Below are 19,249 nucleotides of genomic sequence, written 5' to 3' on the forward strand. Positions count from 1 at the left end.
GAAATGGCAAATATGGCAAAGATACAAGATAAACTGGCCATTCTGCCAGCACTGCCCGGCTGTTATCTGATGAAAAATATAGATGGGGATATTATCTATGTCGGTAAAGCAAAAAAGCTGAAAAATCGTGTACGACAGTATTTTGTCGGTGCGCACGATTTTAAGACGACTAGATTGGTAGCCAATATTGATGATTTTGAATATATTGTCACCGGTAGTGAAAAAGAAGCATTGTTATTGGAAATTAATCTGATTAAGAAACACACTCCGCCTTACAACATCATGTTTATGGATGATAAGACCTATCCTTATATTAAATTGACCAAGGAAAAGGCACCGATTTTGCGTGTCGTGCGAAATACCAAAGACCGCAAAGCTGAATACTTTGGCCCTTTTCCTGATAGTGGTGCGGCTTGGGAAACAATGAAACTGTTAAATCAATTATACCCCTTACGGAAATGTCGCCATCTGCCTAAGAAAGCCTGTCTTTATTATCATATGGGACAATGTCTGGCACCATGTGAACAAGCGATAGATGAAAAGGTGTATGCCGATATGGCAAATGGAATCCGTAAATTTTTAAAGGGTGATGTTAAAGAAATCCTGACACAGTTAAAAGCCGACATGCAGCAGGCAAGTGAAGAACTGGCATTTGAAAAGGCGCAAGAAAAATTAAATCTGATTCATGCCATTGAGCATGTGACAGCGAAACAGCAGATTGATTTTAAAGATCATAAGGATCGAGATGTGTTTGGGTATTATGTCGATAAAGGGTATATTTCCATTCAAGGATTCTTTGTGCGTGGAGGGAAACTCTTAGAACGTGAATTATCAATACAACCATTATATGAACAGCCCCAGGATGCCTTTATTTCTTTTATCCTGCAGTATTATACAAAGAATCCATTGCCTCAGGAAATACTGTTACCAAAGGAATATGAAATAGAACACTTACAAGAAATATTAAGCGAAGCAAAAATCTTACAGCCGCTACGTGGTGATAAACTGAAACTGGTGGAAATGGTTTTGGCAAATGCTAAAAACGCGCATCAACAGAAATTTGAATTAGTTGAACGAAAAGAAAGCCGACGTGAAGAGGCGATGCAGCAATTATGTCAATTATTACATCAAGATATTCATCGCATTGAATTATTCGATAACTCACATATATCGGGTGCATTTAATGTTAGCGGCATGGTAGTCTTTAAAGATGGAGAACCATCACGACAGGATTATCGCACCTATCGTTTAGGCGAATATGTATCTGATTTGGACTCAATGAAGGAAGTTGTGTATCGTCGTTATTTTCGTTTATTAAAAGAAAAAGGACGTTTTCCGGATTTATTGATTGTCGATGGAGGCTATTTACAGATAGAGGCGGCAAAAGAAATTATCGAAGCATTAGATGTGCCTGTTACGTTGTGCGGTCTGGTAAAAAATGACAATCACAGAACAGCAAATTTGATGAATGCGGAAGGTGAAATTCTTCCGGTAGAACGTGACAGTTCTTTGTTTTTCTTATTGACACAAATGCAGGATGAAGTTCACCGCTTTGCAATCAGTTATCATCGCAAATTACGAGGAAAAGCGATGACGAAATCAATTTTAGATGAAGTAGAAGGTATCGGAGAAGTACGAAAAAAAGAAATTTGGAAACATTTTAAATCTTTAAAGCGTTTAAAAGAAGCTGATGTAGATGAGATTGCGCAGGTTGTCCCGCGAAAGGTAGCACAAAATATCTTTAATATTTTGCATAGCACAGACCAAATTGAAAGTGATGCATAACATAAAGATAGGTAGGAAATGTATAGGGGGGCTGCTTACGCAAAATATACTGACTCCAAGAGAGAAAGAAGTATTTGAACTTCTTATCGCGAACTACAGTACAAGAGAAATTGCCAAACGTATGGGAATTTCAGACAAGACAGTGCGCAATCATATTTCCAACGTCATGTTAAAACTTGGCGTAAAGGGACGTGCACAGGCGGTTGTGGAGCTGCTGAAATTAGGTGAATTGCAGCTGTAGATATGCTTGCAAAAGGCAGATGATGACACATATGGAATCTGCCTTTTCTTCATTACCAATAAGGTAACAGGCATGGTATAAGAGCAAGTTACATAAAAAGACGCTGCACATGTTTGCTAGAATAATAAAAATGTAAAATGGTTTAATTTTTTATAATGGACTATGAAATATCTTTCGCTTTTCATGATTTACCCTTGTCATATCGTATACATCAGTGAAGGGAAGTGATGTTATGGCTGAAAGAATTATCACATACCCATTGCATGTCAATGCGATGCAATACCGTTATATATGTCATGAGGTACAACGAACACGACAGGTTTATTTGTATTTTCGCAACATGATCTTAAAAAATTATGAAAAAGTCAAACAGCATCAATGCCAGCAGCTGTTAACAAAGGATGAAATAGCTATACAACTACATACGTATTTACAGAAATATGCTCCTATGATCACATGGTTAGAAGAACAATCCATGGTAAAAGACTTATGGCAGTTTCGACTTGCATATACTACTGCTGAAAAGACTCCATCTACGTATTATCGCTGTGAAAATATCACGAATACTTTATATTGGCGTCATCTAAATTTGCGTGCGCTCATTTATGATGTAGCCTACTGGCAATTAGAACCTATTCTTTTCCATTGGGAAATCATTGGCAGCTGTTTGTGGTATCATAATGGACGTGTTTTCTTAAAACTTCATTTCCAAACATTGTTGTAAATGATTATAATATGGAAACGTCTACTATGGGGAATGATGAAAAGCTATTTGCAGACATGATTTCGTAAGGAATTTACATGTGTTTCATTGCAAAGTCATGGTATAATAGAAAACGAGGTGTAGCCTATGAAAGTAAAAAGAACTATATTTGTCCTTTCTCTTATCGTTTTATTTGTTTTTTGTCTGTGGAAGATGAATGAACATTATGATGAATTGGCAAGATATCCATATGAATTAACAGATGAGCAACGTAACTTAGTGTTGGAACATTTTGATACAGAGGAAATTAATTACTTAGTAACGCAAAAAATTGAACCAAAAGAATTTCTTCCTTACATAACAACAGAAGGCTTTGAATTAACAAATACGTTATGGTATGATACAGCTTACCATACACGGAAAGAAAGTAAGTCATACGTCGTTTCTTTTATTAACAAATATCGCCAGCAAATGGAATATGGAACGTTAAAGGATATGTTAAGCAATTATTCTTATAATGTGCTGACTCGTTTCTTTGATGAAGGGGATGGTTTTGAGGATGATGCAAAATTGATTGCGGATCCTAAAGATATCTTAACAACAATAGGCGATAAAGAAACATTATATATCTATGAACCTAATGATTTGGTTTCGATTAATGATTTACCTCATGATTCTATCACGAATAGCAATGATGTTACAATTCGCAAAGAAGTTGTAAAACCACTTCATGAATTAGCCAAAGCCGCTAAAGAAATTAATCAAAAAACCTTTGGGGATATGGAAATCGTTGCCGGATATTTATCGTATGAAGATCAATTTCCTTTATATGATAAGGCTTTGACAAAATACAAGGACGAGGTGTTTTCTTATTGGGATTATCCAGGTCGTAATGAATACCAATTAGGATATACGATTCAATTAAAGCCAAAAGAAAAAGCGAAGACGAATAAAAAAGATAAAGACAAAAATACTTCTTCAAAAGATACAAAGACAACGAAAGCACCGAGTGAAGAAGAACAAGAACAGGCGATTTGGTTAAAGGATAATGCTTATAAATATGGTTTTATCGTTCGTTATCCTAAACAGGCTGATGATGTGACCAAGAAGAAATACCAGCCATATACATTACGTTATGTAGGAAAAGATTTAGCAAAGTATATGCATGATAATAATAAGGTGTTAGAAGAAGTAAATGCTGATGATGTTTCTTAAAAGATATCATTACGACATCTTTTAAATTTCTCATAAGTCATCAAGGGCAAAAGGCAAAATTGTATCTATGAAAAAATCAATCATATATAAGAGGCTATAATAGATAAGATTAAGCCTTTAGGATAAGAATACACCAGATGGAAGTGCACCTTCGTTCATTGGATATTGAATGAAGGTGCGCTTTTTATGAGATTTATGTATGCTAAGTACACGAATATGCATAGTTATTCCTTAGCTGGCCTTTCTTCAATTGAATGTTGGATAAGAATTTGATATAGTAAAGTTGTAAAAGGTAGGTAAATATCATGATGAAAAAAAAGGGGAATTTAATCAAGCTGTTTCCTATGATAGGTATGGTGATTATTGTTGCAGGTATGATTGTTAGTTTTCTAAAGATTGATAAGATACAATTGGAAATTAAAAGCGGAGATTTCGTTATTGTTTCTTATGAACTTGATAATGAGAAAAAGGAAATGAAAGCTATCGAAAATAAAAAAGAGGAACTTGCGGAAATTTTAAAAACACATAATATACAAGCAGAAATTTTCACAATAGCTATACCTGATTTTACTGCTTATAAAACATATGGGAAGAATAACGTTTCACCATATTCAATACAGATAGCGGATGATTCATTTTTTAATTATTATGGTATTAATAATCCTAAGGATTCTGTTTTATATCGTTATGATGATGAGGAATCTGGAAATCTCAATTTGAAATTTCTTATAGACAAAGATAAGGCTGAATTTGAATCATTTCCAATAGAAGGTAAAGCCATTTTAGATAGAAACAAACTTCCTAAATTTGTTCCACAAAAATCTACGATACCGAGTGGTGATTATATAACGATGCGTACGTTTGACATGCTAAAAAAGAAAGTAAACGTCATTCAAGACACACATATCAAAGATTATTATGTTTATATTAAATCTGCCAATACTGATCAAATAGCACAGTTACTAGATAAAGAGGAAAGGGTAGTTGTCAGTGATCAAATGTCGGAGTCTTCCATATTCAGTAATTGGTATAAATTTATGATTCTGGGAACCGTGTGTTTACTTGTACTGGCTGTTCTTGAAATTGTTATAATTGTCAAAAGAAAGAAAGTATCCTAAGTAGTATGATTTCATGATAAAGAAGAATTAGACTTTAATTATATTACAAATATTGGGAGAATTTCGCAATGCGTAGTTCATGTTGCTGCTCAATAAACTTTTATATTATACGTTGTTTTCAAATTAGGGAATAAGTTCATTAAAAGAGCAAGAAACTATGGGTGATCGATCTATCTTTAGACGATTTACTACATAGTTTCTTATTGGATTCTTTTTATGAAAGTTCTATAAGCAGTTCTTATATAAAAAGGCAATACATAGAATATAGCAGAGGTGATCAAATGCCGAAGTATAAGAAACCGCTGGCTTTTTTATTTGGAGCGATAGCGATGATCAGTTACCTGTCAATCCGCTATTTTCCAAGAACGGAAGATACACAAACAGTGTTATCTGTACAAGATGAAAGTACACATATGCAAGTGTATCTAAAAGATCATGATCATAGTCTGGTACCTTTAAGCATTCCTGTAAGTGAAGAGATGAATGAAGAAGACAAATTACAGCTGATGGTATCCTATATGAGCGGTAAGCAAAATATTAAAGGTTTTTTACCTTTATTTACTAAAGAGTGTACGGTGAAAAAGGTGATGATTGCTAATGGCAAGGCCGTTATGGATTTTGATGATAGTTTAAAAAACTATCAGAAAGAAGATGAACTACGTGTACTGGAATCGCTAACGTGGGGAGCCACCCAGTTTCATGATGTAGAACAACTGGAAATACAATTGAATGGCGTAAAATTATCTAGTATGCCAAATGCGCAGACACCGATTCCCGATGTATTGAATCGCGGTATCGGTATTAATCATTTTGAAACAGCCACCAGTGCGTTGCATACTTCGGATAGTGTTACGGTATATTGCGCAAAGAAAATTGAAGGCCAGCAATTTTTGATACCGCGCAGTAAACGTGTGATGCATGCAAGTGACAGCATTAAAGAAGGGGTTTTACAAGTTATCAGCGATGTGAGTGCAAGCAGCGAATTATCACAACCACTATATCAGGACGATGTTAAAATAAATAATTTTCAATTTTCTAATGGTACTTTGATCGTGGATATCAATAAAAATTTACTTTCTTCAGATAAAAGTGTAAAGGAAGATTTGTATGATTCTTTGATTTTATCATTAAGCGCTTTAAGTGGAGTCGATAAAGTACAGGTAAAAGTAGATGGTGTCAGTGTGATGCCACAACAGCAGGAAAGTGCTGTTTCGGTATATGATCTATCTTATAATGAAATAGCTTTTTAATAAATATTAGGATAATCGCTAAAAGCCAGTTTTTTCCCATCAGGACTGGTTTTCATTTGGATATAGGTAAGGAATCAATTGTTATGTATTGACAACAAACATAAGAAAATATAGCATGAATATCATGTTTATGCTATACTAATAACAGGTGGTTAAGATGAAAATTATCGTAGTAAGCGACAGTCATGGAAAACAGGGAATTCTGGAACAGATCGTTGAAAAACATCCGGATGCGGATGCCTACCTACATTGTGGTGATATTGAGGATTATGCGGAAAACTATCCGTCTTATATCGTCGTACAGGGGAATAACGATATTTATTATGATTATCCAGATGAACGTGTAATAACGGCTGGCAGTCATCGTATCTATATGACACATGGTCATCATTTTTCTTATATTAAACGATTGGAACAAATGGCAGATACGGCAAAAGCAAAAGACTGTGATATCGTTTGCTACGGACACACGCATGTTGCTGCAGATGATGTCGTTCATGGGATACGTCTGATCAATCCCGGTTCTTTATGGAGAAGCCGTGATGGCAGAGGGCCATCCTATGCAATATTGACACTGCAAGAGGAACAGGTTGATGTGGAATTCATTTTTCTCCCACAGAAGAAAAGCAAGTTTTTCTGGTAAGGACCGTACATAGATACGGTTTTTGTGCGGAATGCAAAGGAAAGGTATTAGGGTATTATGGAAAGAAAAGTTGGAACTATTTCAAGAGGTGTCCGCTGTCCTATCATCCGTGAGGGTGACGATCTTGCAGGCATCGTAGTAAACAGTGTGGTTGAGGCTGCACAGGCAGAAGGCTTCGCCCTTCGTGATCGTGATGTTGTGGCAATTACAGAATCAATCGTTGCCAGAGCACAAGGAAACTATGCATCAGTAGATGCCATTGCACAGGATGTCAAACAAAAACTGGGCGGTGAAACCATTGGGGTAATCTTCCCGATTCTTTCACGTAACCGTTTTGCTATTTGTTTGAAAGGTATTGCAAAAGGCGCTAAAAAAGTTGTCCTGATGTTAAGCTATCCAAGTGATGAGGTAGGTAATGAATTAGTAAGCCTGGATCAGCTGGATGAAGCTGGTATTAACCCTTATAGTGATGTATTGTCACTTGAGAAATATCGTTCACTGTTTGGAGAAAATCCACATCCTTTTACAGGCATTGATTATGTGGAATATTATGGTAATCTAATTCGTGAATGTGGTGCAGAGGTTGAAATCATCTTCTCTAATAACGCGAAAACAATTCTAAAGTATACCAAAAACGTATTAACATGTGATATCCATACACGCGCTCGTACGAAACGCATCTTAAAGGCAAATGGTGCTGAACGTGTATGTGGGTTGGATGATATTATGACTTCCTCTATAGATGGTAGTGGATATAATACTTCCTATGGTCTTTTAGGCTCTAATAAATCAACAGAGGATATGGTCAAATTGTTTCCACGTGAATGTCAGGATCTAGTAGAAGATATCCAAAGTCAGCTGTTAAAGTTAACAGATAAACATATCGAAGTTATGGTTTATGGTGATGGAGCATTTAAAGATCCTGTTGGTAAGATCTGGGAATTGGCTGATCCATGTGTTTCACCTGCATACACGGCAGGTCTTGAAGGAACACCAAATGAGTTGAAGCTGAAATATCTGGCGGATAATGATTTTGCGAACTTGAAAGGTGAAGCTTTACAGAAGGCAATCGAGGCGAAAATTAAAGAAAAAGATGATGACTTAAAAGGCGATATGGCATCACAGGGTACAACGCCTAGAAGATTGACCGATTTGATTGGCTCTTTATGTGATTTGACGAGTGGATCTGGTGATAAAGGAACGCCAATCGTATTAGTACAAGGATATTTTGATAATTTTACAAACTAAAAACGATGTTCTAATACTGTATATCAGGCATCTCTATTGTTAAAACAAGAGAGATGCTTTTTTTAATGAGACATGTGTCACATTAATGAAAATGGTTTTTACAGATAAAGCATTTCTCGACAACATGTGTACGCAAGGATGACTATAATATGCATGAGGTGAGGAAGATGGAAAGCTATGTTGAGGTATCTTGGCTGAACGGTGTTTTGTTATTGTATCTATCGGCGCTTTTTGCTAGTTATGCTATGTTTCAGCCATTAAAAGATCTGCATCTTCTTTTCTATGCGGCTGTAATATCTATGCTGAGTGTCAGCTTGTGGCAAGATGGTAGTCTTTTCATCGTCATACTTGTTGAGCTTCTTTTTTTTCTAACCCTTTTTCGGTATGCTAGAAAAACATATATAGTTGCTTTCTGTTTCCGTGTGCTTTGTATGCTAACAAGTTATGTTATTTATCAAGGCAGCTTTCATAATGGTTTTTGGTTTGTGCCCATTCAGGCATCAATCATACCCTGCTGGCTATTGTATTTGTTATTTCTATTTTTCTGTAAAAGTCGTTGGCGGATACGCTTTAGTGAAAAAAATTGCTTATATCCCTTGACGCTTTATGTAGGTAACAAACATTTTAAGGTTATTGGGTATTTGGATAGTGGAAATCTGCTTAGTCATGAGGGGATACCGGTTGTCTTTCTACAACGTCGTTATCTGTCATATTTTGTGGATGAACGCATACAATTAGTAGTAATGAAGACAGTTCAGGAAGAAAGCAGTTTACCGTGCTATACATGTGAATTGAAGTTGCACGGTTGTCATAAAAGAAAGGTACTCGTACATCTGCAAGAAGATTTGAAACTGCCTATGCACAGTGAGTTGCTGTTAAATATGAAAGTGATGACGATGGGGTGATGAGAATGAAGAAACTTTGGACATTTTTAAAGTGGCTGTTTGGCAGTCGCGATGATTTACAAGTTTGGTATATCCAAGGCAGTGATGTTTTACCAAAGCCATTAGAGAAAGATGAAGAATTAGCAGCGTTGATTGCTTTGGAAAATGGTGATGAAGAAGCACGCAATAAGTTAATTGAACATAATTTACGCTTGGTCGTCTATATTGCGAAACGTTATGAAACCAATCCGATTTTTATGGAAGATCTCATCAGTATCGGCTCTATTGGTTTGATTAAGGCGGTCAATACATTTAAACGTGATAAAAATATTAAGCTGGTAACATATGCTTCCCGTTGTATTGAGAATGAAATTCTGATGTTTTTACGTAAGAAAAGTCGTCGTAAAGTGGAAGTAAGTTTTGATGAGCCTTTAAATATTGATTATGATGGAAATGAATTGTTATTGTCTGATATATTAGGAACAGATGATGATATCGTTACGAAAGAGTTTGAGAAGCAAGAAAATAAGCGTGAATTATTGGCGGCCATGGCAACCTTAAAAGACAGAGAACGTCAAATCTTGCAAATGCGGTATGGTATTGAGCACGAAGAGTTAACACAGAAAGATATCGCGAAACGCTTGGGAATCTCTCAGTCTTATATCTCACGCTTGGAAAAACGGATCATTCAAAAATTAAAGGTACAGATGAAAAAGAATCATAGTATGCAAGAATAGGGTAAGTAAAAGTAATCTGTAACCATACATGATCTAAATGGTTGCTATTTCCTTAATACTGTCAAAATTTATCATATTATGTTAGGGCTTTCCGCATAGGAAGCTCTTTTTTAACTTAATCGAAGAATCATATCAGGTCACTAGTAAAATAAGAAAGTTTGAATGATTCAAAATGATTCAAAAAGAATAAATATGAATAAATATGATTGACAAGCTACAACGTGAAGAATATAATGAAAGCAAAGAAAAGGATGCAGGAGGATTGTTATGAAAACTACAGATGAAAGAAAAAAAGCGTTGCTGGAAAGCTTTAAAAACGGATTAATCGTATCTTGTCAGGTACAAAAGGATGATCCTATTTATACTGAGGATATCGTTGTAAAGATGGCAGAAGCTGCCAAATGGGCCGGTGCGGTCGGAATACGTGCAAATTCACCGGAACAAATCAAGGCCATCAAGGAAAAAGTTGATTTGCCAATGATTGGTTTATGGAAGATTTGGCATGAGGATACAGATGTTTTTATAACGCCAACTTTGGAAGCAGCAAAAGCGGTTTGGGAAGCTGGTGCTGAAATTATTGCTTTGGATTGTACAAAACAAATCACACATGAAAAAACGATTGCTTGGGATTTGCTGGATATCGTGAAAAAGGAAATTCCCGAAGCTATTATCTTTGCGGATGTATCAAGTTATGAAGAGGCAGCACATGCGATTGCGCATGGTGCGGATATTGTTGCACCGACGTTATATGGCTATACCAAAGAAACTGCTCATATTGAAGGTGCTGATTACCGATTGTTTGCGAAGATGTGTCGTGATTTTAAGGATGATGTTTATATGATGATGGAAGGTCATCTGTATACACCGGAAGATGCGATGAAGTGCATATATTTAGGAGCGCATGCCGTTGTTGTAGGAAGTGCAATCACACGTCCGCATTTGACTGCTAAGCGTTTCGTAGATTTGTTAGGTGGCTATCAGGATAATTGGAGAGAGGCTGAAAAAGCAAAACATTAAGATAGGAAGTGTGAACATGAAACACAAGATCAATATAGATGGGGCACAGAATGTGGAAGTATCCAAACCGATTCCCTGTGAAAAGAGTATCGAAGAACAACTGAATATCATGGAAGCCTATACCAAAGCACACAAGGATAGCGCAGGACTTGATAAGGCAGAAAGAGAAATTCGTTGTCTGTCTACCATTTTTCCGGTGTTGTTTCGCTCTCTTGAAGATGATGATTTAATTGCCGGCCGCTTAGATTTTCTGCCTATTGGGTTTGGCAGTGTAACAAGTATAGGCGGTGTTGGTCATTATTGCGTATTTCATAAGCTAAGAGCATTTAAAGAACAATTAACGAATACGGAAGATAAGAAACGCGTAGATGCTTTATACGACTATTGGCAAGAGCATGATGTCAAAGCTATTTATTGTCAGGATGTGTTAACGGAGGATACAACAGGACGTTTTATTGACTGCCATTATCCTTTTATGGCAACGGCTCGTTTAAGCGGCATGATGTTGAATTATAAACGCTTAATGCGTGAGGGGATCGAAGGATTAAAGAAAGATATTCGCCAACAAGGAGATAATGCGTTTTTGTGTGCCAGTTATGAAGCAATGGAATTATTGCAGAAAGTAATCGACAAACAAATTGCATTGGTACAGGATGCCAAACAAAACGCAAGCAAACAACGCTTGCTGGATTTGCAACTAATGGAAGCCGATTTACGTTTTATTCGTGAACAACCGCCAACAACGTTTCATCAAAGTCTCCAGCTGTTTTGGATCTATGCATTATGTGCCGGTGTTATAAATTATGGACGTATGGATGATGTGCTGGGTCCTTATTTACAAAACGATCTGGATGCAGGAAGACTTGATGAGGATGAGGCATATCGCTATCTGAAATCTTTATGGAAGATGATTGAAAATCGTCGTACGACGGTAAATGGACGTATCATCGTCGGTGGTGTAGGACGTGAGCATCCTAAAGAAGCAGATACCTTTGCCCGTATTGCATTACGCGTTTGCCGTGATACACGATATGTAGAACCACAGTTTACATTACGCTTTTCTAAAGATACGCCAGTGGATATCATGGATATGGCATACGATTGTATCGGCAGTGGAGCTACGTATCCTACTTTGTATAATGATGATGTGAATGTGCCGGCTGTCATGCATGCCATGCGCGTGGAAGAAGCAATTGCCCAGCAGTATGTACCTTTTGGCTGTGGTGAATATGTCATTCAAGGGAAAAGTGTGGGAACACCGAATACCTTGCTGAATCTGTTAAAACTATTGAATATAACTTTGAATAAAGGCATTGATCCTAACGATCAAAAATATAAAGCCGGACCTGTACACGTACCGCCTTGTGAAGAATTTAAAAGCTTTGATGATTTATACAATACCTATAAAGAAGTGTTGGATTATTATTTTGATTTAAGTGTCGATGCCCAACTGCACTCCTATGAAGTCATGAATCAAGAAGTGTCCTTCCTCTTTACATCAATTTTAATGGATGATTGTATTCATCGTAAGAAAGCGCTATTGGATGGTGGTGTAGAAATTTTAGGTGGTACAAATGAAACCTATGGCAATATCAATACCAGTGATGCCTTATATGCCATTAAAAAGTTGGTGTATGAGGAAGGAAAGTATACACTTGCTCAACTCCATGAGGCGCAGATGGCAGATTTTAATGGTTATGAGCATATTCGTAAGGAACTATTGCGGCAAGATAAATACGGCAATGATGCAAAAGAATGTGATGCATTAGCAAATGATTTATATGAATATGTTGCAAAAGGCATTCGACAAAGAGGCATCCAAAAGGGACTGGGCTATTATTTAATCGTTATATCCAATAATCAAACGAATACCGATTGGGGACATCAAACATGGGCAAGTTTAGATGGACGTAAAGCCGGAGTGTTTATGAATCCGGCAAATAATCCGCAAGGTGGGGCTGCCAAGAATGGACCAACGGCTTGTTTAAATTCGTTAGCAAAATTTCAGGCAAAGTATCATGGAGGCAGTGTGCAGAATATCAAATTTACCCCACGGATGTTTCGAGAAGATCGTGAAAAGATCAAAATGTTGTTTCAGACATATTTTGATAAAGGTGGCTGTCAGCTGATGGTAACGGTTGTGGATCATGGTATCTTAGAGGATGCCCAAAAACATCCTGAGAAATACCCTGATTTGATCGTCCGTGTAGCAGGCTATAGTGCCGTATTTGTGAATTTGACGAAAGATATTCAGGATGAATTATTAAGCAGGTGCTTATATGATTAGCGTTACCCATATTGAACGATTCGCTATTCATGATGGCCCTGGTATTCGTACAACGGTATTTTTAAAAGGCTGTACACTTTGTTGCCCATGGTGTGCAAATCCGGAAACACAAAGCAGTCAACCGGTACTTTTGCATGATATGCGTAAATGTGTAAGCTGCCATACATGTGAACAAAGCTGTCCACAAAAAGCTATTCATTTCCAAAAAGGAAGGTTTCACCACGATGCCCAAAGATGTAATGGTTGTCAAAGCTGTGTAGAAATGTGTTTACAAGATGCTTTGCAGCTGCGTGGAGAAGATATGGAAAGCGAGGCAATTCTTCATGAAGTCATGAAGGATAAGGATTATTATGATATGAGTCATGGCGGTGTGACGTTTAGTGGTGGTGAACCATTTGTACAAGTAACATCATTATGCGAAATATTACAAGAAGCGAAAGCATTAGGTCTGCATACAGCTGTGGAAACAACAGGAAATTATCCGTTGGCTGATTTGCAACGAGCAGAGCCATTTATTGACTTATTCCTGTATGACTTTAAACATCTGGACGACGCAAAACTTCTGCAGTTCACGCATGGTAATGGACAACTGATAAAAACCAATTTGGCCTATCTGTTACATCAAGATGTTCATAAGGTCATCGTTCGTATGCCGATCATCACCGGCTTTAATGATGAGGCATCTTTGGTTTATCAGGAACTTGACTATTTACATGCATTGGGTGTGCAGAGCGTGCATTTATTGCCCTATCATTCACTGGGAAAAAGCAAAGCTGAACAAATGGGAAAGCCATATGTTTTTCCTACCGAAATCATGGCGAATGAAGTATTAGAGCCTTATCGTGCCTATGCATTGGCAAAAGGTATGTATGCCCAAATAGGTGGATAAAAAAGTGCTACTTAGCATGATGAAATGAGCTTCAATATTCACTAAAAGTAAAGAAACGAAAGCAAAGATTAATTTCTGTATTGTACAGAGGTTAATCTTTTTTATTATTCTATACGTATACTACTCAATATCTTCTTTTACGGTTTGCTTGAATTCATTTACTATCTTACATTCATCTTTATGACTATAAAATATCTCATTTTTTTATGATAAATTTCCATATTAGCGTGAAGTAGTACAGGATCTTTGGCTGATGAAAAGCACATAAAGCAACGACTACTTCACCCCAAACCCCTATTTCATAAGCGATGCTGCTTTGTTACTAGCTGATTATGATGACGTACGTTGTGCTGTTACATTTCTAACAATCTGTGCAGCATGTATAACGCATTTTTGCATAAACCTCATGGGCCTCATGCTATCTCTTTTTTTTGATTGTCAAGTCTTTTCTGTTTCCAATTACTTACAGTAGGATTCTGGCATAAGCAAATCTTGGCAAGGGAACACTTCTTGTATAGTCATTTAAGCAGGAAGGTGGAAGTTACATGAGTCGTTATAAAGTAGTAATCAGTGGTATTCATACGGCTGATTTAAAAGTATTAAGCAACGAGGAGATGAAAGAATTATTTAAAAAGTATCAAAGTGGGGATGAACAGGCAAAAGAGGATTTGATACAGGGGAATTTAAAGTTGGTGTTGTCCATCGTTCAGCGTTTTTCAAATCGTTGCGAGAATATGGATGACTTATTTCAGGTTGGCTGCATTGGACTGGTGAAATCCATTGATAACTTTGATTTAAAACATGAAGTACGTTTTTCCACTTATGCAGTCCCTATGATCATGGGAGAGATCAAACGCTATCTGCGTGACAATCAAGTAATTCGGGTATCACGGCATTTAAAGGATTTGGCCTATAAAGTTTTTCGCTTAAAAGAAGAGTATATCCATGAACATCAAAAAGAGCCAACGATTCATTGGCTGGCTGAACAACTACAGGTCAAAGAAAAGGATGTTGTTGACGCATTAGATTCTACGCAAAGTGTCGTATCGATATTTGAACCTGTTTATAATTCGGATGGTGATGAGCTGTATCTATTGGATCAGATTAAGGATGACAAGGACGAAATTGAGCGTTTATCGAATTATATGACATTAAAAAAAAGCATGCGAAACTTGAAGGGAAAAGAAAAGGATATTATTCAGAAACGCTATTATCAGGATAAGACACAAACAGAAATCGCCAATGAATTGGGTATTTCGCAGGCACAGGTATCGCGTCTAGAAAAAAATGCAATTGCCTTACTTAAAAAAGAATTTGAAATCTAGGCACCAAAATCGTTATTTCTCATATACTGATGGTAGGTGAGAAAATGCGCTTTAGTGATATATGCAATAAACAGGTCATTAACATAGCAGATGGTTCTTTAGTTGGACTTGTTGTAGATCTTGGCTTTGACCCTTGTACCTATGAGATTCATTCGTTGTTTGTTCAGCCTTTGCAGCCATTTGTTAAAAAGATGCTGCCGTGGTTTTTTAAATGTGAACAGATTCAGATCATGGTGAAAGAAATAGAAAACATAGAAGGTGATGTGATTCTTGTTCGCTTTTCATAAAAAAGAGGATATAACCATACATCGAAGATGAATATGAGCATCATCGAAGATGTGGTTATGACCTCTTTCTTTGTTTGTTAGTCTTATTTTTGTTGATTATTGCTCATTTGATAATTGCGCTAGATACTCTAGGATATCCTGTGCATTTGTTGCAGGATTTGCTTTTTCAAAGGTTTTGATGATCGTGCCTTCTTCATCAATTACATAGGTACTGCGCGTAATGCCCATATAGGTTTTACCATATAGTTTTTTCTCTTTCCAGACATCATATGCTTCAATGACTTTATGTTCCTCATCGGATAATAAAATAAAAGGCAAATCGTATTTCTCTTTAAAACGTAAATGCGAGCGTGAAGAATCCTTACTGATACCGATAACGATAATATCGTTTCTTTTATAAACATCATAAGCAGCTTTAAAGGCGCAGGCTTGCTTGCTGCATCCAGGGGTATTATCTTTTGGATAAAAGTATAATACAATTTTTTTTCCTTTAAAGGAATGAAGACTGATCAAATTGCCTTGTTCATCCGGCAGGGTAAAATCAATGGCCGTAGTTCCAATTTCTAACATCATCATACATCCTTTCTCATCTCATGATTTTATTATACGCGATGAATAAGAAGTGGAGCAATTAATTTGCATGAAAGATTGGCGAAACCAGGATATTAATGATACACTATATCCAGTAAGAAAGTAGGTAGAAATGATGAAATTAATTGCCTGTGATTTAGATGGCACCTTATTAGATGGCAACCATGGCTTATCGGATAAAAGTAAAGCAGTATTGCCCAAATTAGCAGAACAAGGTATTCAATTTATGGTGGCAACCGGAAGAATGGCACAAAGTGTTATTCCTATGTTTGAACACGTATTGCCAGATTGTGAGTATTTGCTGCTGAATGGGGCTTTGATTACGGATGCAAAGGGGAAAGCACTCTATGAAGTAACGATGAAAAAGGAGCATATCCGCTTGGTAGATGCCATTTTTCAAAAGTATGATATTTGCTATCATATGTTTACCGGTATAGGAACGATCACCTCTGATGAAAAACGTTGTGTAAAAGCTTTTTTAGAGCATTTACAACAGCAGGGATTGGATGAGGGGATTGCTATGAAAATGAAGGATGAATCAGGGTTTTGTCGCTATGCCAGAGAAGTAAAGGATATTTCTGCATTTTTGAGCGAAGAGATACCTGTATATAAGATGGAAGCTTTTGGCGGTTTATCGCAGAATTTAGAAAAAGCACGCAGTGAATTACAGGCATGTCAGGCGTTGCATGTGACCAATTCGATAGAAGATAATATTGAAGTGACGCAAAAAACAGCCCAAAAAGGCATTGCACTTGCGGCTTTTTGTAAGGAAAAAGGCATTGCGAAAGAGGATGTTTTGGTCATTGGGGATTCCTTGAATGATCTTAGTATGATTGAAGAATTTCCCAACAGTATTGCGATGAAGAACGGACATAGCTACATCCAAAAGGCAGCTGCTTATATCAGCCGTTATACAAATGAGGAAGATGGCGTTGCTGATATTTTGGAGCAGCTGTTGGAAACCTTGTCAATTCAAGAAAAGTAAGGTAAAATACCAATAGAAATGAAGTGAGGAAAAGATGATGAAAAAAGCTACTCTTGCGGATGTGGCAGCTCTTGCTGAAGTATCAAAAGCTACTGTATCCCGTTATTTAAAAGATGAAAACGTCAAAGAGGATATTGCGCTTCGCATTGCTAAAGCCATCGAAGAAACGGGCTATGTCGCAAAAGCTATGAAGAAAGCAGTCGAAGAAGAAGTAAAAATAGAAAAGAAAAAACGCGTCCTAAAAAAACAGAGCACTGTTAACAGAGGCTATCGTATCGCCTTATTGTGTGATCAGGTGATGTTGCCTAGAACACGTGAGATACTTGATGCGATCTGTAAGGAGCTATATACGCAGGGATGTCTGCTGCAGGTATATTTCACACAGAATCGGGAAGATCTGGAAGAAACGTATTTAACTTCCTGTATCGTCAATAATATGGATGCGATTCTTGTTATGAGCTGTTCCAGTGTTGAATTTATTCAAAAACAGATGCGAACAACGGCTATTCCAATCATTTATTTGTGTGCGAAAGGGGAAGGAATTACTAGTGTTACTATCCCTGAAACACAGGCTGCTGAAGTGTTAGGCAAGTATCTGATGCAGAAGCAGCATTTGATGATTCGCTACCTGGGTAGTAATGTACAGTTGGCCAACTTACATATGGAAGGTATAAAAGAGGCTTATCGTGAAGTGAAGCAACCACACGATTTTGCGGTTAAGATCAGTGATGGCAGCTATTTGGATACTTATGCCAGAATTAAGGAATTATTTGCCGAACAACTCGATTTATTGATTTTGCAGGACGATGCTTTGGCGATTCCTTTTGCTAAGTATGTGCAAGAATATCATATTAGCGTTCCTCAGAATGTTTCTGTGGTTAGCTTTGGCGGTCAGGACCTTACGCGTATCATGAGTCCAGTCATGACCAGTGTGGTATATGATTATCACGTATTTGCACAGGATGTTTTTGCGGCAGTACAAGCGCTGATTGAAAAAAAAGCGATACCCCAACAAAAAAATATGTTTTACCTTCAAGAAGGAGACAGTGTGCGATAACTTTTTATAAACAGCATGAATGCTTATCGTAAGACTAAATGTTCTATAGCAATAGAAAAAGCCATCTATATACGTTTACAGTAAAGTAAACAGTAGAATGGCTTTTTTTATTGATAAGCTTTCCATTTGTTAATAACGTTATTATAGCCTTGTGCTTTAGCTTTTGCTATGTGCATATAAACAGGATCTTGACGACTTTCAAACATCATTAAGGCCCAATGACACCATAACACATCTTCAAATGCTTCAAAGCATAACAAATCCTTACGCAGCTGATCGTCCATGGTATCAAAATAAACAGCATAAAAGCGTTCGCGCAACGTTTCATCTTGGATGTTATTTTCACTTAAAAAGGACATGACATCAAATAAAGGGTCGTTATCAGCGGCATATTCATAATCGATGAGATAAGTTTTAGCGGGCGTAAAAAGAATGTTGCCACTTACCCAATCATTATGACATAACACCTGCGTACGTTTCATGTGCTGCAGCTCTTTGATGAGATCATTTAACATAGGAAATGCAAAGGGCTGGTGTTTAACGTGACGAGCATATTGTACATAACGTCCAATGGGGTCAAAGGAAACACCAATGGTGGTGTGCAATCCATGAAATCGTTTCATTAGGGCGGCCACACGTTCTATCTTATCCTCATATATGCATTCTTCATAGGTTACCACATCTTTTAAATAACGGGTAACTTTATAGCCACTGACTTCATCATAATATATGGTATCTACATCAATGTCACTATCTTTTAATGCTTGTAAAGCAAGTGTTTCATGATGGCGGTCAACAACGTTTGCGGCATCGGCAAAAGGGATACGTAAAACATATTCTTCACCATCCAATGTTAACAGGTAGTTTTTATTTGTTAAGCCTTTCTGCATGTCTTTGAGTTGTAAATCAGGGTCAAAAAACAATGCGTCGAGGAAATTATTATCTTTCACAGGAATCACCTGTATAATCATAGCATATTTACGTGAA

At 37.0% G+C, this 19,249-nt stretch carries 19 protein-coding genes; 17 read left to right on the forward strand and 2 right to left on the reverse strand.

The genetic code is table 11. The features are described 5' to 3' along the window. Positions 1–3: 3 nt before the first annotated feature. The 15 genes from uvrC (at position 4) to KJS44_RS06125 (ending at position 15,629) form a co-directional block, all read left to right on the forward strand. Positions 4–1,785: an excinuclease ABC subunit UvrC gene (gene uvrC / locus KJS44_RS06055; protein WP_008688856.1), complete on the forward strand. Its 1,782-nt coding sequence runs from the start codon at positions 4–6 to the stop codon at positions 1,783–1,785. Beyond that, entirely contained in the window at positions 1,778–2,026 is a 249-nt protein-coding gene (locus KJS44_RS06060; protein ID WP_008688854.1) for a helix-turn-helix domain-containing protein, read from the forward strand. The genes uvrC and KJS44_RS06060 overlap by 8 nt, the downstream gene beginning before the upstream one ends. A gap of 232 nt (positions 2,027–2,258) precedes the next feature. Beyond that, positions 2,259–2,750 (forward strand): hypothetical protein, encoded by a 492-nt coding sequence (locus tag KJS44_RS06065; RefSeq protein ID WP_008688853.1) that lies wholly within the window; start codon positions 2,259–2,261, stop codon positions 2,748–2,750. Positions 2,751–2,876: 126 nt separating this feature from the next. Next, the gene (locus KJS44_RS06070) at positions 2,877–3,944 is read left to right on the forward strand and encodes a M15 family metallopeptidase (protein WP_008688851.1); all 1,068 of its coding nucleotides are present in this window, start codon (positions 2,877–2,879) and stop codon (positions 3,942–3,944) included. A 305-nt stretch (positions 3,945–4,249) separates the two neighbouring features. Then, on the forward strand, positions 4,250–5,062 hold the full coding sequence (locus KJS44_RS06075; protein ID WP_008688848.1) for a hypothetical protein: 813 nt from the start codon (positions 4,250–4,252) through the stop codon (positions 5,060–5,062). Positions 5,063–5,343: 281 nt separating this feature from the next. Continuing rightward, complete coding sequence (locus tag KJS44_RS06080) at positions 5,344–6,312, forward strand: GerMN domain-containing protein (RefSeq protein ID WP_008688846.1); 969 nt, start codon at positions 5,344–5,346, stop codon at positions 6,310–6,312. A 157-nt stretch (positions 6,313–6,469) separates the two neighbouring features. Beyond that, positions 6,470–6,955, forward strand: coding sequence for a metallophosphoesterase family protein (locus KJS44_RS06085; RefSeq protein WP_008688843.1), 486 nt, complete (start codon positions 6,470–6,472; stop codon positions 6,953–6,955). 57 nt (positions 6,956–7,012) lie between these two features. Continuing rightward, complete coding sequence (locus tag KJS44_RS06090; protein ID WP_008688842.1) at positions 7,013–8,203, forward strand: coenzyme F420-0:L-glutamate ligase; 1,191 nt, start codon at positions 7,013–7,015, stop codon at positions 8,201–8,203. Between the two features lie 167 nt (positions 8,204–8,370). Continuing rightward, complete coding sequence (locus KJS44_RS06095; protein WP_008688839.1) at positions 8,371–9,108, forward strand: sigma-E processing peptidase SpoIIGA; 738 nt, start codon at positions 8,371–8,373, stop codon at positions 9,106–9,108. After that, entirely contained in the window at positions 9,108–9,824 is a 717-nt protein-coding gene (sigK, locus tag KJS44_RS06100; RefSeq protein WP_008688838.1) for an RNA polymerase sporulation sigma factor SigK, read from the forward strand. Before KJS44_RS06095 ends, sigK begins: the two co-directional genes overlap by 1 nt. A 267-nt stretch (positions 9,825–10,091) precedes the next feature. Next, positions 10,092–10,841 carry an N-acetylmannosamine-6-phosphate 2-epimerase gene (locus KJS44_RS06105; protein ID WP_008688836.1) on the forward strand — a complete coding sequence of 250 codons (750 nt, stop codon included), beginning with the start codon at positions 10,092–10,094 and terminating at the stop codon, positions 10,839–10,841. A gap of 16 nt (positions 10,842–10,857) precedes the next feature. Beyond that, on the forward strand, positions 10,858–13,128 hold the full coding sequence (locus tag KJS44_RS06110; RefSeq protein ID WP_008688833.1) for a pyruvate formate lyase family protein: 2,271 nt from the start codon (positions 10,858–10,860) through the stop codon (positions 13,126–13,128). Continuing rightward, positions 13,121–14,017 carry a glycyl-radical enzyme activating protein gene (locus tag KJS44_RS06115; protein ID WP_008688831.1) on the forward strand — a complete coding sequence of 299 codons (897 nt, stop codon included), beginning with the start codon at positions 13,121–13,123 and terminating at the stop codon, positions 14,015–14,017. The genes KJS44_RS06110 and KJS44_RS06115 overlap by 8 nt, the downstream gene beginning before the upstream one ends. Positions 14,018–14,562: 545 nt before the next feature. Further along, on the forward strand, positions 14,563–15,342 hold the full coding sequence (locus tag KJS44_RS06120) for a SigB/SigF/SigG family RNA polymerase sigma factor (RefSeq protein WP_008688829.1): 780 nt from the start codon (positions 14,563–14,565) through the stop codon (positions 15,340–15,342). A gap of 44 nt (positions 15,343–15,386) precedes the next feature. After that, the gene (locus KJS44_RS06125; RefSeq protein ID WP_008688827.1) at positions 15,387–15,629 is read left to right on the forward strand and encodes a PRC-barrel domain-containing protein; all 243 of its coding nucleotides are present in this window, start codon (positions 15,387–15,389) and stop codon (positions 15,627–15,629) included. 96 nt (positions 15,630–15,725) lie between these two features. Here KJS44_RS06125 and bcp read toward each other — a convergent pair whose 3' ends face one another. Continuing rightward, positions 15,726–16,199 carry a thioredoxin-dependent thiol peroxidase gene (gene bcp / locus KJS44_RS06130; RefSeq protein ID WP_008688826.1) on the reverse strand — a complete coding sequence of 158 codons (474 nt, stop codon included), beginning with the start codon at positions 16,197–16,199 and terminating at the stop codon, positions 15,726–15,728. A 133-nt stretch (positions 16,200–16,332) separates the two neighbouring features. On the opposite strand from bcp, the gene KJS44_RS06135 reads away from it, so the two are divergent. Continuing rightward, positions 16,333–17,205, forward strand: coding sequence for an HAD family hydrolase (locus KJS44_RS06135; RefSeq protein ID WP_226896919.1), 873 nt, complete (start codon positions 16,333–16,335; stop codon positions 17,203–17,205). Between the two features lie 37 nt (positions 17,206–17,242). Then, on the forward strand, positions 17,243–18,262 hold the full coding sequence (locus KJS44_RS06140; protein ID WP_008688821.1) for a LacI family DNA-binding transcriptional regulator: 1,020 nt from the start codon (positions 17,243–17,245) through the stop codon (positions 18,260–18,262). A gap of 107 nt (positions 18,263–18,369) precedes the next feature. Here the strand turns inward: KJS44_RS06140 and KJS44_RS06145 are convergent, their stop codons facing one another. Then, positions 18,370–19,212 carry a choline/ethanolamine kinase family protein gene (locus KJS44_RS06145; protein WP_017144635.1) on the reverse strand — a complete coding sequence of 281 codons (843 nt, stop codon included), beginning with the start codon at positions 19,210–19,212 and terminating at the stop codon, positions 18,370–18,372. Positions 19,213–19,249: the final 37 nt, after the last annotated feature.

The sequence above is a fragment of the Longicatena caecimuris genome, assembly GCF_018406465.1.
Taxonomy (GTDB): domain Bacteria; phylum Bacillota_I; class Bacilli_A; order Erysipelotrichales; family Erysipelotrichaceae; genus Longicatena; species Longicatena caecimuris.